This window comes from Pseudomonas sp. Leaf58 (assembly GCF_003627215.1).
In the GTDB taxonomy this organism is placed as follows: Bacteria; Pseudomonadota; Gammaproteobacteria; order Pseudomonadales; family Pseudomonadaceae; genus Aquipseudomonas.
The window spans coordinates 3373787-3389794 of record NZ_CP032677.1 but is presented as its reverse complement, the minus strand read 5'-3'; the positions used below and the strand labels follow the sequence as shown (position 1 = coordinate 3389794).

Here is a 16008-nt window from a genome sequence, read left to right as displayed (position 1 = left end):
ACACCATGGCACAGGCACTCAAGCGGCTGGTGACGGGAATCGAAGGGCTCGATGCGCTGCTCAAGGGTGGCCTGGTGGCCGGTGCCTCCTACATTGTTCAGGGCCCGCCAGGGGCCGGCAAGACCATCCTTGCCAACCAGTTAGCCTGCGGCCATGTGCGCAGCGGCGGACGGGTGCTGGTGGCTACCTTGTTGAGTGAGTCGCACGAGCGGTTGTTCCAGTACCTGGCGACCCTAGCGTTTTTCGACCCAGCGCTGGTCGGCGACGCGATCCAATTTGTCAGTGCCTTCGACACCTTGGAGCAGGAAGGCCTGGACGCCGTGGTGCGGTTGCTGCGCCAGGAGATCGCCCGCCAGCAGGCCAGCCTACTGATTGTCGATGGCGTGCTCAATGCCCGGGTACGCGCGGAAACCGCGTTGGACACCAAGAAATTCGTCTCTGAACTGCAAGGCCATGCAGCCTTCGCCGGCTGCACCGTGCTGCTGTTGACCAGCGCGCGGCTGGAAGAGGGCAGCCCGGAACACACCATGGTCGACGGCGTGATCGAACTGGGTGAGCAACTGTTCGGCAGCCGCGCCGTACGTCATATTCAGCTACGCAAGACGCGCGGCAGTGCGGCATTGTCGGGGCGCCACGAGTGCCTCATCGATGAAGCTGGCATGCACGTCTACCCGCGCCTGGAGTCGCTGTTCAGCCACCCCAGCCAGTTGGGCGGCGCCACGTTGAAGCGCGTCAGCAGCGGGGTGCCAACCCTGGATGACATGCTCGGTGGCGGCTTGCCGGAGGGCTCGGTCAGCCTGCTGATCGGGCCCTCGGGTATTGGCAAGACGTCGTTGGGCCTGGCCTTTCTCGGCGCCAGCACACAGCAGGCGCCGGGGTTGCATTTCGGCTTTTACGAAACTCCACAGCGCTTGTACGTCAAGGCCGCGTCGCTGGGTTACGACTTTGCCGCGATGGAGCAGGGAGGTAGCCTGCAATTGTGTTGGCAGCCGACTACCGAGGGCCTACTGGACCAGGTCGGTGCGCGCCTACTCGAACGTGTCGAGGCGCACGGCTGCAAGCGCGTGCTGATCGACAGCCTTGGGGCATTCAGCCGCTTGGCCACCGACCCGACCCGGCTCAATGCGTTTTTCCGTGCCCTGGCCGGTGAGCTACGCGCGCGGGATGTCAGCGTGATGCTGACCTGGGAAATGCGCGACATCTTCGGTGCGGAAATCAGCGCTCCGGCGCCAGACCTGTCGAGTATCGTCGACAACCTGATGCTGATGCGCTTCGTTGAGATGGACACGCAGCTGCGGCGCATGCTGTCGATCCTCAAGGTGCGTGACAGTCACCATGACCCTGCCTTGCACGAGCTGTTGATCGAGCCGCAGGGCATTATCCTGCGCAAGGCCTTCGAAGGTGCCTGTGGTGTACTGTCGGGAACGCCAGTGCCGCAGGGAAGCGGATGACGGGGCGGGCGATGAATACCATCCTGGTCGTCGATGACGAGTACGTGATCGCCGACATCCTCGGCTTTGCCCTGGAGGACGCAGGCTTTCTGGTGGAAAAGGCGAGCAACGGCTGCAAGGCGCTGGAGGCGTTGAAGGAAAAGCGCGTTCAGTTGGTAATTACTGACTACATGATGCCGCTGCTCAACGGTGAGCAGTTGGTGCGCTCGATGCGTGAGGACCCAGCCTTGAGCGAGTTGCCGGTCATCCTCATGAGCGGCGCGCAGGCCAACCTGGGAGGCCCGGAACTGTTCGCCGCGGTGTTCAATAAACCGTTCGACATGGACAGTATGATCGCCAAGGTGCACGAACTGCTGGGCACCTGAGGCGCGGGGGCGATCAAGCGCGTCCGTGCGGCTTGAGGCAAGTCGCTCAGTGCGAGTCGTCGTGCTTTTCCGGGGCCGGGCTGCCGGCCTGAATACGCTTGAAGATCTCTTCACGATGGACCTGGACATCTTTCGGGGCATCGATACCGATCCTCACCTGCATCCCTTTAACGCCCAGAATGGTGACTTTGATGTCATCGTTGATGACGATGCTTTCGCCAACCTTACGGGTGAGTATCAGCATGTAGTTCTCCTTGGTAATAAAAAAGTCCGTCGGGCTAGTTGCCTCGGCGGCGGGAGCTTGTCCCTCTTCCTTCTCATTAAAGACGCTTTCGGCGGATAGTAATTCCCCGACAGACAAATTCTGTTGCGTGCCTTCAGTCGCAGGTGCCGCAGCAAACCGCCAGTGGTTTGTCGGCAAAGGTGCTCGCTGGCAAGAATAGGGGGGTTGGCGGCCAATGGGAAATTTCTTCGCATCATGGTCTAAATAGACAGGCTTAATGATCGCCCTGTTCCTCAAGCGCTTGCAGAAAAACCAGCAAGGCCACTTCTTCGCGGTCCAGGCCTTTGCGTATACGGCTTTTCGGCAAATTGGCCAAGCGCCCCAGGGCATAGTGTTCAAGGACCGCCGGGTGGATGTAGCAGCGCCGGCACACTGCCGGGGTATTGCCCAGGCGTGTGGCAACCTGGCGGACGATGGCGGCAACCTGGCGTTTGGCCTCGGTTTCGGGCTCCCAGGCCAAGGGCCTGAGTAGGTCCAGGGCCAGGCTGCTGCCAGCCCAGGTGCGGTAGTCCTTGGCGGTGAAGTCGGCACCCGTCAGCTGCTGCAGAAACTGGTTAACCTCGCTGGAGCCAATGGTGTGGCGCTGGCCGTTTTCGTCCAGGTACTGAAACAGCGCCTGCCCGGGCAGCTCCATGCAGCGTTTGAGCAGGTTGGCCAGCCGTCGGTCGTTGAGGGTGACATTGTGCTCGACGCCGCGCTTGCCGCGGAACTGGAAGCGGATGGTGCTGCCCTTCACCTCGACGTGGCGGTTGCGCAGGGTGGTCAGACCATAAGACTGGTTGTCGCGCAGGTAGCGCTGGTTGCCAATGCGGATCAGGGTGTGGTCCAGCAGGCTGACCACCAGCGCCATCACTTTTTCCCGGTCCAGGCCCGGCCGGGCGAGGTGGGCCTGCAGCTGTGCGCGCAGCTTTGGTAAGGCTTGGGCAAACGCCAGCATGCGCCCGTACTTGTGCTGGTCGCGCACTTCGCGCCATTGCGTGTGGTAGCGGTACTGCTTGCGGCCGCGGGCATCGCGGCCCGTCGCTTGCAGGTGGCCCTGCGGGTCGGCGCAAATCCAAACGTCGGTATAGGCCGGAGGGATCACCAATGCGGCGATGCGTGCCAGGGTCTCGCGGTCGTGCACCCGCTGGCCTGCGGCATCCAAGTAGATGAAGCGGCCGCGCCAACGCCGTCGCGTCAGGCCCGGCTGGCTGTCGTCAACGTAGTGCAGGGTGCGCGGTAGTGGGCAGTCAAGCATGGCTGGCAGGCCTCGATCAGGTCACTGATCAATGGACAGCAGCTACCGGCCGGATGCTCAGCCCAGCAGGGCCACCGACTTGATCTGGGCAAACAGCACCTGGCCGGGGTGCAGGCCGAGCTGGTCTGCCGAAAAACGGGTAATGCGCGCAAGCAAGGCGTTGCCGCCGGCATCCAGGCTGACCAGTACGTGGGCCGGGTTGGCGGCCGGGCGGCTTTCGCGCACGTGCACCGGCAGGCGGTTGAGGATGCTCGAGGTGCTGTCGGCTGCCAGCGCCAGGCTAACGTCACGGGCCTGCACTTTGACGCGCAAGGTACTGCCCATTACATGGGGCGGGTGAGCGATGCGCAGCAGCGGCCCATCGTTGCCAGGCAGGCGCAGGTCGAGCAGGTCGTAGTACGGGTCGTGGCCCACCACCAGGCCATCGAACACCACGCCGGCATCCTCGCCCTGTGCCAGCGACAGGTCGAGGCGAGCCAGGGTTTCGCCGATTGGGCCGCTGGCCACTGCCAGGCCTTGCTCTAGCAGCACCAGGTGGTCGGCCAGCCGCGCCACTTCGTCCTGGGCGTGGCTGACATACACCAGCGGGATTTCCAGCTCATCGTGCAGGCGCTCCAGGTAGGGCAGGATTTCGCGCTTGCGTGGGCCGTCGAGGGCGGCCAGCGGCTCGTCCATCAACAGCAAGCGCGGGCTGCTGAGCAGGGCGCGGGCAATGCCCACGCGCTGAGCTTCGCCACCGGACAACGTCGCTGGCCGGCGTGCCAGCAAGTGGCCTATGCCCAGCAACTGGCACGCCTGGTCGAGGCTGACCTTGCGCTCGGCGGGGGGCACGCGGCGCCAGCCAAACTCCAGGTTGCCGCGCACCGACAGGTGCGGGAACAGGCTGGCCTCCTGGAACACGTAGCCCACCGGGCGCAGATGCGGTGCCTGGAAATAGCTGCGGGCACTGTCTTCCCAAACTTCGCCGTTGACCTCGATGTAGGCACTGGCGGCCCGCTCCAGCCCGGCCAGGCAGCGTAGGCAACTGGTCTTGCCAGAGCCTGAGTGGCCGAACAATGCGCTGATGCCGCGCCCGGGCAGTTGCAGGTCGACATCCAGGGTAAAGTCATCACGCGCCAGTTTCAGGCGCGCCACAATCGATGCAGTCATTTCAGCTCCAGCCAGCTTTGCCACGGCGTCCAGCGTACAGCAGGAGCAGCACCAGGAAAGAGAACACCAGCATGGCCCCGGCCAGCCAGTGCGCTTGTGAATAGGCCATGGCCTCCACATGGTCGAAGATTTGCACCGACACCACGCGTGTCTTGTCGGGTATGTTGCCGCCAATCATCAACACCACGCCAAACTCGCCCACGGTATGGGCGAAGCCGAGGATGCTGGCGGTGATGAAGCCTGGGCGTGCCAGCGGCAACACCACATGCACGAAGGTGGCCCAAGGGCTGGCGCGCAGGGTGGCGGCCACTTCCAGCGGGCGCTGGCCGATGGCGCCGAAGGCATTCTGCAGCGGCTGGACCACGAAGGGCATGGAGTAGATCACCGAGCCGATTACCAGGCCGGTGAAACTGAACACCACGCTGCCCAGGCCCAGGGCTTGGGTCGCCTGGCCCAGCCAGCCGTGGGGGCCGAGGGCAATCAGCAGGTAGAAACCGATCACCGTAGGTGGCAGCACCAACGGCAAGGCCACCACTGCGCCCACTGGCCCGCGCAGCCATGAGCGCGTGCGCGCCAGCCACCAGGCGATGGGCGTGCCGACGATTAACAGGATCAGGGTGGTCAGGCTGGCCAATTTGACGGTCAGCCAGATGGCGCCCAGGTCACCGGCGTCCAGTGGCATCAGTTTTCATAACCGTAGGCTTTGATCACTGCGGCTGCTTTCGGGCCTTTCAGGTAGTCGACCAAGGCTTTGGCGGCGGGGTTGTCCTTGCCTTTCTCGAGAATGACGGCGTCCTGGCGGATCGGCTCGTGCAGAGACGATGGCACGATCCAGGCCGAGCCGCGCTCAATCTTGCCGTCCTTGTAGATTTGCGACAGGGCGACGAAGCCCAGCTCGGCGTTGCCGGTGGAGACGAACTGGAAGGCCTGGGTGATGTTCTGCCCCTCGACCAGCTTGGCTTTGGTGGCGTCGGTCAACTTCAGCGCGCCCAGCACTTGGGTAGCGGCCAGGCCGTACGGTGCGGTTTTCGGGTTGGCGATAGAAAGGTGCTGGTAGTGGTTTTTCTTCAGTACTTCGCCTTCGGCGTCGACATAGCCCGGCTTGGCCGACCATAGGGCCAGGGTGCCGATGGCATAGGTGAAGCGCGAACCCGGGACAATGGCCTTTTCTTGTTCGAGCTTGGCTGGGGTGCTGTCGTCGGCGGCAAGCAGCACCTCGAACGGCGCGCCGTTCTTGATCTGGGCGTAAAACTGCCCGGTGGCGCCATAGGCGGCGACCAGCGTGTGGCCGGTGTCTTTCTCAAAGTCCTTGGCGATGGCCTGGATGGGGGCTGTGAAGTTCGCTGCGACCGCGACCTGGACTTCTTCCGCCCAGGCAGTATTGAAAGTGAGCAGGCCGGCCACGGCGGGGGCGGCCAAGTGGTACGGGCGGATACGCATGAATACAGCTCCTGGGATTATCGTTATAGACTTAACTATATAGCGACAAGCCGTGGGCCGGGAAGGGTGTAGGCGCGGGTTTACCCGCGAAGAGGCCCGGCCTGCTTCAAGGCGATAGCTAGCACCCGATCACGGCCAGAGCTTTTTCGGCAATTTCCCGGGTCAGTTGACCCGCCGGTATGTGTCGCCCCAAGCGCAGCGCCTGCCCCGACCACAGGTTGCTGAAATCGCTACTGCCCTGCAGGTCGGTGATGGCGCGCAACGGCATCAATGCCCCACCGGCCAGCGGGAAGCGGGGTGCCAGCGCGCTCATCGGCCCCAGTTCGCGCATGATGCGGTTGTTGATGCCGCGCGCCGGGCGGCCGGTAAACAGGTTGGTCAGCGCCGTGTCACTGGCGGGCGCGTTGTCCAGGGCCTGACGATGCGCCGGCGAAACCTTGGCCTCAGGGCAGAACAGGTAGGCTGTGCCCATTTGCACTGCCGCCGCACCCAGTGCCAGCGCCGCCACCAGGCCGCGATGGTCGCCGATGCCGCCAGCGGCAATCACCGGTACGCTGACCGCATCGGCCACCTGCGGTACCAGGGCGAAGGTGCCGATCTGGCTGGTGATGTCATCGCTGAGGAACATGCCGCGATGGCCGCCGGCTTCATAGCCCATGGCAATGATGGCATCACAACCATGGTGTTCGAGCCACACGGCTTCTTCTACGGTAGTGGCGCTGGACAGCACCTTGGCTCCAGTGGCCTTGACCCGTTGTAGCAGGCCAGCCTGGGGCAGGCCGAAGTGGAAGCTCACCACTTCCGGGCGCAGTTGCTCGACCAGTTGGCAGCTTTGTTCGTCGAAAGGCGCGCGGTTGGACACGGGCGTGGGCGCCGCGAAGTCAGCGCCAAGTTCGGCGTAGTAGGGTGCCAGGGCTTGTTTCCAGCGCGCATCGCGCTCGGCATCGGGCGCTGGCGGCTGGTGGCAGAAAAAGTTCAGGTTCAGCGGCCGGCCGGGGCAACCGGCGCGGAAGGCGGCAAGCTCGGCACGCACCTGCTCGCCCGTGAGCATGGCGCAGGGCAGGGCGCCCAACCCGCCTGCCAGGCCCACGGCGATGGCCATGGGCGCACCCGTAGCTCCCGCCATGGGCGCCTGGAGAATGGGCAATTCGATGCCCAGCAGGTCGAGGATGCGGCGGTCGGGCCAATGGCTCATGCAATTCTCCTGGCGCGGGGCGATGCGGCGGGCTTTCGGCAGGTGCTTACAGGGCCTTGCTCACCTGGATGTCGCTGATCTTCTCGGCATCTTCGCCGTGGATCTTGCGCAGGGCCTGCAAGGCTTGCTCGTGAGAGGCATCGGGCATCAGCGCGAAGTCCCAGCGGCGCTGGCCGTCGAGCTTGTATTTGATGACGTACTTGGTGGTCTGGTTCATGGTGGCCTTATCTAAGCTTCGACGACGAGCGGCGGATGATCTTCACTTTGTGGGTCAGCGTTGGCTTACGCGTTACCGAGATCGGCCGGGTGGTCACAGTATCGATGGTGATGTTCCAGAAACCGGTGCTGGGGACGGTGATCTTCGCCGGGAACTTGTCGAAATGACCGCCGTGGTAGGTGTGACGGCCGCCGTTCTTGAAGCTGCGGAAGTTGGCGTCGTTCATCAGGCGGATATTGCAGCGCTGGGAGCACTCGACGACGACGATGTCGTCCTCGTTGAGGTGCTCACGCTGGTGTACGAATTTCATGTGATGCTCCGCAAGGATTGGTTCTGCAAAGGCAAAAGATACCACGATGTGGTGATAGGCTGCCGCGCTGTTCACCAGGCCTAGAAATATCTGCCCATGGCGGGAGCAAAATCGCTTGGCCATGGTCGAACGGGGTTCGTAAACGCAGAGGTGCGACAAATGAAGTGGATGGTGGCGGCGTTGGCGCTGGCGCTGGGTGGTTGTGTGAGTGTTTCGGAGCTGGAACAATCGCATGAAACCCTGGATGTGATCTCGGGCAAGACGCCGCGGGCGTATGCCGATTGCGTGAAGGGTAAGCTTGCAGACAGCCGCGACCCACTGGTGGAAGAGCAGCGCGGCGAAGGCCTGCGCTTGATCGTGCCGCAAAAGCTCACCGCAGGTGCCGGCCCGGCGGCACTGATCGATATCCACGAACGTGGCAGCGGCAGCAGCATCAAACTGCACGAGCGCTTGAACAACTTCCCGCTGCGCCTGGGCGATGTACGCACCGCAGCTACCCAATGCATCTCTGGTAATTGACCCACGGCAACGGCTTGCACTCCATTTGCTTATATGTTTTAGGCCTAAGCTTATAACAATAGAAATGGAGATTCGTGATGATACCGTTGAGTCGCGTCGTGATCGGCAGCCTGCTGATGCTGGCCTGGCCCACGGCGCATGCCGCCGATGGCCAAAAAATCTTTACCCAGGGCGGGGCCAACCCCGCTGCCATGGCCTGCTTGGGTTGCCATGGCCCGGACGGCAAGGGCATTGCCGCAGCCGGCTTTCCGCGCCTGGCCGGGTTGCCGGCCGGTTACCTGAGCAAGCAACTGCATGACTGGCGCAGCGGCAGCCGCAAACAGCCGGTGATGGAGCCGTTGGCCAAGGCCTTGACCGCGGATGAGATCCAGGCGGTCAGCACCTACCTGGCCAGCCTGCCGGCAGCCCCTGCAGGCGACTTGCGCCGGCAGCAGATTGCCGATGACCCCACAGCGCGCATGGCCCTGTACGGTGACTGGAGCCGGCAGATCCCGGGCTGCGTGCAATGCCATGGCCCGGGCGGTGGTGGGGTTGGCGAACACTTTCCGCCTTTGGCCGGCCAGCCGGCTAGCTACCTGGTGGCGCAGCTCAATGCCTGGCGCGATGGCAGCCGCAGCAATGACCCCAATCAGCTGATGGTCGGCGTGGCCAAGGCCATGACTGATGACGAGGTCAAGGCCATTGCCGAGTTCTTCGCCCGCCCCGCCAGTCAGGAGGTCACGCCATGAAACCGATGATTGCAGCCCTGTGGATGCTGGCCATGGGCAACGCCCATGCCGCCCCAATCGCCATGGAAGACCAGTCTCAGTTGAAAGTGCCAGCTGGGCAGGCAGCGCCGCAGTTCGTGCCGCCAGCCGAAAGCGACTTGCCCGACAATGCCTTTGGCAAGACGGTGCGTGAGGGGCATGCGTTGTTCGTCGACACTCGCCGGCTGATGCCTGAGGCTGTGGGCAACGGCATGAATTGCAGTAACTGCCACCTCGACCAGGGCCGTTTGGCGTATTCCGCGCCGATGTGGGGGGCGTACCCGATGTACCCCGCGTACCGCAAGAAAAACGACAAGGTCAATACCTATGCCGAGCGCATCCAGGGGTGTTTCCAGTTCAGCATGAACGGTAAGCCGCCTGCCGCCGACAGCCCGCAGATGACCGCGCTGGCAGTTTACGCCTACTGGCTGTCGACCAAAGCGCCAACCGGCGTCGAGATTGCTGGGCGCGGGTACCCGGAGGTGCCGCAGCCCACGGGCGGTTACGACTTCAAGCGCGGCCAGCAGGTATACCGTGAGCAATGTGCGATTTGCCACGGCGACAACGGCGAAGGGCAGCAGGTGGCGGGCGAGTACGTGATGCCGCCCTTGTGGGGCAAGGACTCGTACAACTGGGGCGCGGGGATGCATCGCATCAACACCGCGGCGTCGTTCATCAAGTACAACATGCCGCTGGGCAAGCCGGGCAGCCTCAGCGACCAGCAAGCCTGGGATGTGGCGGCCTGGGTCAACCGCCATGAACGGCCGCAGGATCCACGCTTGGTGGAGGGTTCAATCGAGAAAACGCGGGTTAAGTTTCATGCCAATGACGGGGTGAACCTGTATGGGCAGAAGGTGGATGGGGTGCTGATCGGGCAGGGCACCGGTAGTTGACGTATTGCCGGTACCGGCCTGTTCGCGACAAGCCTGCGAAGAGGCCGGTACAGCTAAGCTCAATTTCTTGTCATCCAACCGTCATGTATGACGGTAATATTTACGATCCCCCGGAACTATCTACACTGGGTAATCTCTATCTTCCCATCGGTCGGCCAGGGGTGGGGCATTGTAAGGTGAGTGCCGCCTGATTAGACTGCGCCGAATTCCACAGGCCTAGCCTTTTGTAAGGACGTATATGATCAAAAAATGCTTGTTCCCGGCAGCCGGCTACGGCACCCGCTTCCTGCCTGCTACCAAAGCCATGCCCAAGGAAATGCTGCCGGTGGTCAACAAGCCACTGATCCAGTATGGCGTTGAAGAAGCATTGGATGCGGGTCTGAACGAAATTTCCATTGTCACTGGTCGCGGCAAGCGCGCATTGGAAGACCACTTCGATATCAGCTACGAGCTGGAAAACCAGATCAAGGGCACCGACAAGGAGAAATACCTGGTTGGCATCCGTCGCCTGCTCGACGAGTGCTCGTTCTCCTACACCCGCCAGACCGAAATGAAAGGCCTGGGCCACGCAATCCTCACCGGCCAGCCGCTGATTGGCGACGAGCCGTTTGCCGTGGTGCTGGCGGACGACCTGTGTGTCAACCCAGAAGGCGACGGCGTGCTGACCCAGATGGTCAAGCTGTATAACCAGTTCCGTTGCTCGATTATCGCCATCCAGGAAGTCGACCCTCAGGAAACCAACAAGTACGGTGTTATCGCTGGCGACATGATCCGCGACGACATTTTCCGGGTCACCAACATGGTCGAGAAGCCGGCGCCGGAAGATGCACCGTCGAACTTGGCGATCATCGGCCGTTACATCCTGACGCCGGATATTTTCGACATCATCAAGAACACCCCGCCAGGCAAAGGTGGCGAGATCCAAATCACCGACGCACTGATGCAGCAGGCGCAAAACGGTTGCGTGATCGCCTACAAGTTCAAGGGCAAGCGTTTTGACTGCGGTGGCGCCGAAGGTTACATCGACGCGACCAACTTCTGCTTCGAGAACTTTTACAAGACTGGCAAGGCTTACTGATAAGCGCTGCCTGCATCACAGCTGATAACTGGGGCTGCTTTGCAGCCCTTCGCGGGCAGGCCCGCTCCTACTCGTAACGCGTAGACCGTCAAGGTTACGCCAAACTTGTGGGGGCGGGCTTGCTCGCGAAGGGCCGCAAGGCGGCCCCAGTGCGTTATGCTGGGCGCCTGCCTAGGAGACTGAATACATGGCCTACGATTTTGATCTGTTCGTGATTGGTGCCGGGTCCGGCGGTGTGCGCGCGGCGCGCTTCGCCGCCGGCTTCGGTGCGAAAGTGGCAGTGGCCGAGAGCCGCTACCTGGGCGGTACCTGCGTGAATGTCGGCTGCGTGCCGAAAAAACTGCTGGTGTACGGCGCCCACGTTGCCGACGAACTGGAACAGGCTGCTGGCTTTGGCTGGACGCTGGAAGAAGGGCATTTCGATTGGGGTACCCTGATTGCCAACAAGAACCGGGAAATCGAGCGCCTCAACGGCATCTACCGCAACCTGCTAGTCAACAGCGGGGTCACTCTGCTGCAGGGCCATGCGCGCCTGACCGGCGCCAATGAAGTGGAAGTGGAAGGCCAGCGCTACACCGCCGAGCATATCCTGATCGCCACCGGTGGCTGGCCACAGGTGCCGGAAATTCCGGGCAAGGAACTGGCCATCACCTCCAACGAAGCCTTCTACCTCAAGGACCTGCCACGCCGGGTGCTGGTGGTTGGCGGCGGCTACATTGCGGTTGAGTTTGCCGGTATCTTCCAGGGCCTGGGGGCCGCCACCACCCTGCTGTACCGTGGCGACCTGTTCTTGCGTGGCTTCGACGGCTCGGTGCGTACGCACCTGAAGGAAGAGCTGGAAAAGCGCGGCCTGGACCTGCAGTTCAATGCTGACATCCAGCGCATCGAAAAGCTTGAAGACGGCAGCCTCAAGGCCACCCTCAAGGATGGCCGTGAGTTGCTCACCGACTGCGTGTTCTATGCCACCGGCCGGCGCCCGATGCTGGACAACCTGGGCCTGGAAAACACCGGCGTCGAGCTCGACGCGCGTGGCTATATCCGCGTTGACCAGCAATACCAGACCACCGCGCCGTCAATCCTGGCCATTGGCGATGTGATCGGCCGCGTGCAGCTGACCCCGGTAGCCCTGGCCGAAGGCATGGCCGTGGCGCGGCGTTTGTTCAAACCCGAGCAGTACCGCCCGGTGGATTACCAGAACATCCCCACCGCGGTATTCAGCCAGCCGCCCATCGGTACCGTCGGCCTGACCGAGGAGCAAGCGCTGGAGGCCGGGCACAAGGTGCAGGTCTACGAAAGCCGCTTCCGCGCCATGAAGCTGACCTTGACCGACATCCAGGAAAAGACCCTGATGAAGCTGGTAGTCGATGCCGACACCGACAAAGTGCTGGGCTGCCACATGGTAGGCCCTGATGCCGGTGAGATCATTCAGGGCCTGGGCGTTGCCTTGAAAGCCGGGGCGACCAAGCAGCAGTTCGACGAAACCATTGGCGTGCACCCGACTGCGGCCGAAGAGTTCGTGACCATGCGCACCGTCACCCGCTGATTCATCCAGGCTACGCCTAGCGTTGTAGCAGCGGGCTTGCCCGCGAACACGGGCGAAGCCCGTGCCATCCACCGTGTTGGCCGGTTCGCGGGCAAGCCCGCTCCTACAACTGACTCTTCTATTAATAAACCCCGGTTATAGCCAAAACCAATCAAAAGCATGAGCTTTGCCAATGAGCCTTCAGCGGGATGATTAGTTAGGATTCTATCCATCAACTGATTCCAACCCCATGAAGGAGCGTCTCTCATGCCAATCATCAACAGCCAAGTCAAACCGTTCAACGCCACTGCCTACCACAAAGGCGAGTTCGTCCAGGTCAGCGAAGCCGACCTGAAAGGCAAGTGGTCTGTCGTGTTCTTCTACCCGGCCGACTTCACGTTCGTTTGCCCAACCGAACTGGGTGACCTGGCAGACAACTACGCCGAGTTCCAGAAGCTGGGTGTGGAAATCTACGGTGTGTCCACCGACACCCACTTCACCCACAAAGCCTGGCACGACACTTCGGACACCATCGGCAAAATCCAGTACCCGCTGATCGGTGACCCGACCCACGTCATCTCGCGCAACTTCGACGTGCTGATCGAAGAAGCCGGCTTGGCCGATCGCGGGACCTTCGTGATCAACCCAGAAGGCCAGATCAAGATCGTCGAACTGAACGACGGTGGTGTAGGCCGTGATGCTGCCGAACTGCTGCGCAAAGTGAAAGCTGCCCAGTACGTTGCTGCTCACCCAGGCGAAGTTTGCCCGGCCAAGTGGAAAGAAGGCGAAGCCACCCTGGCGCCATCGCTGGACCTGGTCGGCAAGATCTAAGGCCATGCGCAAACCGCGGGCGGTGAGCAGCCGCCAAAGCTGAAGTACTTACCGCCCCGTAAAAGCGCCCGGGCGACCTCGCCTGGGCGTTTTTGTATCCGAGATTTGAAAAAGGAATCGCCCGTATGTTGGACGCCACGCTTAAATCGCAACTGAAAACCTACCTGGAGCGGGTCACCCAGCCGATCGAGATCGTTGCTTCCCTCGACGACGGTGCGAAGTCCCGCGAATTGCACGACCTGCTGGTGGAAATCGCCGGCCTGTCGAACCTTATTAGCTTCAGCGCGGACGGCACCGATGCCCGTCGCCCATCGTTCTCGCTGAACCGCCCGGGCGCCGATATCGGCCTGCGCTTCGCCGGCATCCCCATGGGCCACGAGTTCACTTCGCTGGTGCTGGCGCTGCTGCAAGTGGGGGGCCACCCGTCCAAAGCCAGTGCCGAAGTGATCGAGCAGATCCAGGCGCTGGAAGGCGAGTTCACCTTCGAAACCTACTTTTCGCTGTCGTGCCAGAACTGCCCGGACGTGGTCCAGGCGTTGAACCTGATGGCCGTGCTGAACCCCAACGTACGCCACGTGGCCATTGACGGTGCATTGTTTCAGGATGAAGTTGAGTCGCGCAAAATCATGGCGGTGCCAAGCGTTTACCTGAACGGCGAAGTGTTCGGCCAGGGCCGCATGGGCCTGGAAGAAATCCTAGGCAAGATCGACACCAACGCAGGCAGCCGCCAGGCCGAGAAGATCAACGCCAAGGGTGCTTTCGACGTGTTAGTGGTCGGCGGTGGCCCGGCTGGCGCTGCAGCCGCCATTTATGCGGCGCGTAAAGGCATCCGTACCGGTGTTGCTGCCGAGCGATTCGGCGGCCAGGTGCTCGATACCCTGGCCATCGAAAACTTTATCTCGGTGCAGGAAACCGAAGGGCCGAAGCTCGCCACGGCGCTGGAAGAGCACGTCAAGCAGTACGACGTGGACATCATGAACCTGCAGCGCGGCGAAGCGCTGATCCCGGCCACCGATGGCGGCCTGCACGAAATACGCCTGGCCGGCGGTGCCTCGCTCAAGGCCAAGACCGTGATCCTGGCCACCGGCGCCCGCTGGCGCGAAATGAATGTGCCAGGCGAGCAGGAATATCGTGCCCGGGGTGTGGCCTACTGCCCGCACTGTGACGGCCCGTTGTTCAAGGGCAAGCGCGTGGCGGTGATTGGTGGTGGCAACTCGGGCGTGGAGGCGGCCATTGACCTGGCTGGTATCGTCGCCCAGGTGACGCTGATCGAGTTTGACAGCCAGTTGCGCGCCGATGCGGTACTGCAGCGCAAGCTGCACAGCTTGCCGAACGTGAAGGTGATTACCCGTGCGCTGACCACCGAGGTGTTGGGCAATGGCGAAAAAGTGACTGGCCTGCGCTACCAGGACCGCAGCACGGAGCAGCAGCACGAAGTGGCGTTGGAAGGCATTTTCGTGCAGATCGGCTTGCTGCCGAACACCGATTGGCTGAAGGGCACCGTCGAGCTGTCACCGCGTGGCGAGATCATCGTCGATGCCAAGGGCCAGACCAGCATCCCCGGTGTGTTTGCGGCGGGTGACGTGACCACGGTGCCCTACAAGCAGATCGTGATTGCGCTGGGTGAAGGGGCCAAGGCTTCGTTGGCAGCTTTCGATCACCTGATCCGCACTTCAGCGCCGGCGTAAGTCTGTACCGGCCTCCTCGCGGGCAAGCCCGTTCCTACAAGGGCCTTCACCGTTTTTGACGACGATGGAGGAAGTTGTAGGAGCAGGCTTGCCCGCGAATGCGTCAGAACTGACAAAGCTCACCTTGAGGGTGTCTATGATAACTGCAGACGCCCTTAGGAATGACCCTCATGACCCTGATCAGCCGCGAACCCTGGTGGCTAGTCCCCCCAAAGCCCGGCCAGAAAGAGCAGGACTTGCACTGGGGCTACCTGGAAATCTACGCCGACGGCCGCACGGTGTTCGTCGACCAGCGCCCCAGTGACCGCGAACTGGCCGAACGCAAGAGCTGCCGCCACTTCCCTGACCCCGAGCCGTGATGGCTCAGCTTTCCAATTCGGCCAAGCGCGCCTCCAGTGCCGCGATGCGTGCCTCCAGCGCTTCGATCCGTTCCTCGGACACATTGCCGCCACTGCTGCGTGCACCACCTTCCTGCTGGCGTGCAGCCAGGATCGCCTCGATTTCCGCCGGGTCGCCCAGTGCGTGGGTGTAGCGGTCTTCGCGCTGGCCGGTCTGGCGTGGCAGGTGCAAAGCCAAGCCGCGCGAGATCAGGCGCTCCAGTTGGTGCTGAATCTGTTCAGTATCGTCGAAGTCGTGCAGGCGGTTGCTGCGGGTCAGCAGTTCGTTGAGGGTTTGCGGCCCGCGCAGAAACATCAGGCCCATCAGTACCAGTTGCGCTGGCACCAGCTCCAGGGCTTTGTCCACCCGATGTTCCCAGCGGTCGGCGCGGCTGCCCATTTGCAGGCGGGTCATGCCCTGCCCTTCGAGAGTGCGCAGGGCTTGGCCGACCTGGCCTTGGGTAAGGTTCATCACCGGCTCGCGGCTGGTCTTCTGGTTGCACGCCAGGACCAGGGCATTGAGGGTCAGCGGGTAGGCTTCCGGGCTGGTGGCCTGCTTCTCGATCAGCGCGCCGAGAATGCGGACCTCGATGCTGTTGAAGCGGCCTTCACCTGCGGTTTCGTGTTCTGACATGGCCCTGTCTCATTGCTGGGGAAAGGCCACTAGGGTAGGTAATGCAACCGTGTAAGGCAATTGGGGCCGCACA

At 62.4% G+C, this 16008-nt stretch carries 19 protein-coding genes; 10 read left to right on the top strand and 9 right to left on the bottom strand.

From position 1 onward, the window contains the following. Positions 1-5: 5 nt before the first annotated feature. Positions 6-1451: an ATPase domain-containing protein gene (locus DV532_RS15785; protein WP_056802908.1), complete on the top strand. Its 1446-nt coding sequence runs from the start codon at positions 6-8 to the stop codon at positions 1449-1451. Between the two features lie 11 nt (positions 1452-1462). Next, complete coding sequence (locus DV532_RS15780) at positions 1463-1816, top strand: response regulator (RefSeq protein ID WP_056802905.1); 354 nt, start codon at positions 1463-1465, stop codon at positions 1814-1816. 46 nt (positions 1817-1862) lie between these two features. On the opposite strand, the gene csrA is transcribed toward DV532_RS15780, so the two are convergent. The 8 genes from csrA to DV532_RS15745 form a co-directional block, all read right to left on the bottom strand. Next, on the bottom strand, positions 1863-2060 hold the full coding sequence (gene csrA, locus DV532_RS15775; protein ID WP_004375914.1) for a carbon storage regulator CsrA: 198 nt from the start codon (positions 2058-2060) through the stop codon (positions 1863-1865). Between the two features lie 253 nt (positions 2061-2313). Next, on the bottom strand, positions 2314-3336 hold the full coding sequence (locus DV532_RS15770; protein WP_056802901.1) for a DNA topoisomerase IB: 1023 nt from the start codon (positions 3334-3336) through the stop codon (positions 2314-2316). Between the two features lie 57 nt (positions 3337-3393). After that, positions 3394-4485, bottom strand: a complete 1092-nt coding sequence (gene modC, locus DV532_RS15765; RefSeq protein ID WP_056802898.1) for a molybdenum ABC transporter ATP-binding protein — start codon at positions 4483-4485, stop codon at positions 3394-3396. Position 4486: 1 nt separating this feature from the next. Next, positions 4487-5167, bottom strand: a complete 681-nt coding sequence (modB, locus tag DV532_RS15760; RefSeq protein ID WP_056802896.1) for a molybdate ABC transporter permease subunit — start codon at positions 5165-5167, stop codon at positions 4487-4489. Then, complete coding sequence (gene modA, locus DV532_RS15755; RefSeq protein ID WP_056802893.1) at positions 5167-5925, bottom strand: molybdate ABC transporter substrate-binding protein; 759 nt, start codon at positions 5923-5925, stop codon at positions 5167-5169. Before modA ends, modB begins: the two co-directional genes overlap by 1 nt. A 118-nt stretch (positions 5926-6043) precedes the next feature. Beyond that, positions 6044-7120, bottom strand: coding sequence for a nitronate monooxygenase family protein (locus DV532_RS15750; protein ID WP_056802891.1), 1077 nt, complete (start codon positions 7118-7120; stop codon positions 6044-6046). 46 nt (positions 7121-7166) lie between these two features. Then, positions 7167-7337, bottom strand: coding sequence for a hypothetical protein (locus DV532_RS30395; RefSeq protein ID WP_162948976.1), 171 nt, complete (start codon positions 7335-7337; stop codon positions 7167-7169). Between the two features lie 7 nt (positions 7338-7344). Then, positions 7345-7647: a DUF1883 domain-containing protein gene (locus DV532_RS15745; RefSeq protein WP_056802889.1), complete on the bottom strand. Its 303-nt coding sequence runs from the start codon at positions 7645-7647 to the stop codon at positions 7345-7347. A 159-nt stretch (positions 7648-7806) separates the two neighbouring features. Between DV532_RS15745 and DV532_RS15740 the strand changes: the two genes are divergently transcribed. The 8 genes from DV532_RS15740 (at position 7807) to DV532_RS15695 (ending at position 15283) form a co-directional block, all read left to right on the top strand. Beyond that, the gene (locus DV532_RS15740) at positions 7807-8166 is read left to right on the top strand and encodes a hypothetical protein (RefSeq protein WP_056802886.1); all 360 of its coding nucleotides are present in this window, start codon (positions 7807-7809) and stop codon (positions 8164-8166) included. A 77-nt stretch (positions 8167-8243) separates the two neighbouring features. Continuing rightward, positions 8244-8894 carry a cytochrome c gene (locus DV532_RS15735; RefSeq protein ID WP_056802883.1) on the top strand — a complete coding sequence of 217 codons (651 nt, stop codon included), beginning with the start codon at positions 8244-8246 and terminating at the stop codon, positions 8892-8894. Beyond that, positions 8891-9805, top strand: a complete 915-nt coding sequence (locus DV532_RS15730) for a c-type cytochrome (protein ID WP_056802880.1) — start codon at positions 8891-8893, stop codon at positions 9803-9805. The genes DV532_RS15735 and DV532_RS15730 overlap by 4 nt, the downstream gene beginning before the upstream one ends. 238 nt (positions 9806-10043) lie before the next feature. Next, positions 10044-10883, top strand: a complete 840-nt coding sequence (gene galU / locus DV532_RS15720) for a UTP--glucose-1-phosphate uridylyltransferase GalU (protein WP_056802878.1) — start codon at positions 10044-10046, stop codon at positions 10881-10883. A 187-nt stretch (positions 10884-11070) separates the two neighbouring features. Continuing rightward, a complete protein-coding gene (gene gorA, locus DV532_RS15715; protein WP_056802875.1) occupies positions 11071-12426 on the top strand; it encodes a glutathione-disulfide reductase in 1356 nt (451 codons plus the stop codon). A gap of 246 nt (positions 12427-12672) precedes the next feature. Beyond that, a complete protein-coding gene (gene ahpC, locus DV532_RS15705) occupies positions 12673-13236 on the top strand; it encodes an alkyl hydroperoxide reductase subunit C (RefSeq protein WP_004375926.1) in 564 nt (187 codons plus the stop codon). Positions 13237-13361: 125 nt separating this feature from the next. After that, a complete protein-coding gene (gene ahpF, locus DV532_RS15700; RefSeq protein ID WP_056802871.1) occupies positions 13362-14924 on the top strand; it encodes an alkyl hydroperoxide reductase subunit F in 1563 nt (520 codons plus the stop codon). A gap of 170 nt (positions 14925-15094) precedes the next feature. Beyond that, positions 15095-15283: a hypothetical protein gene (locus DV532_RS15695; RefSeq protein ID WP_056802869.1), complete on the top strand. Its 189-nt coding sequence runs from the start codon at positions 15095-15097 to the stop codon at positions 15281-15283. 4 nt (positions 15284-15287) lie between these two features. On the opposite strand, the gene DV532_RS15690 is transcribed toward DV532_RS15695, so the two are convergent. Next, positions 15288-15935 (bottom strand): YceH family protein, encoded by a 648-nt coding sequence (locus DV532_RS15690; RefSeq protein WP_056802867.1) that lies wholly within the window; start codon positions 15933-15935, stop codon positions 15288-15290. Positions 15936-16008: the final 73 nt, after the last annotated feature.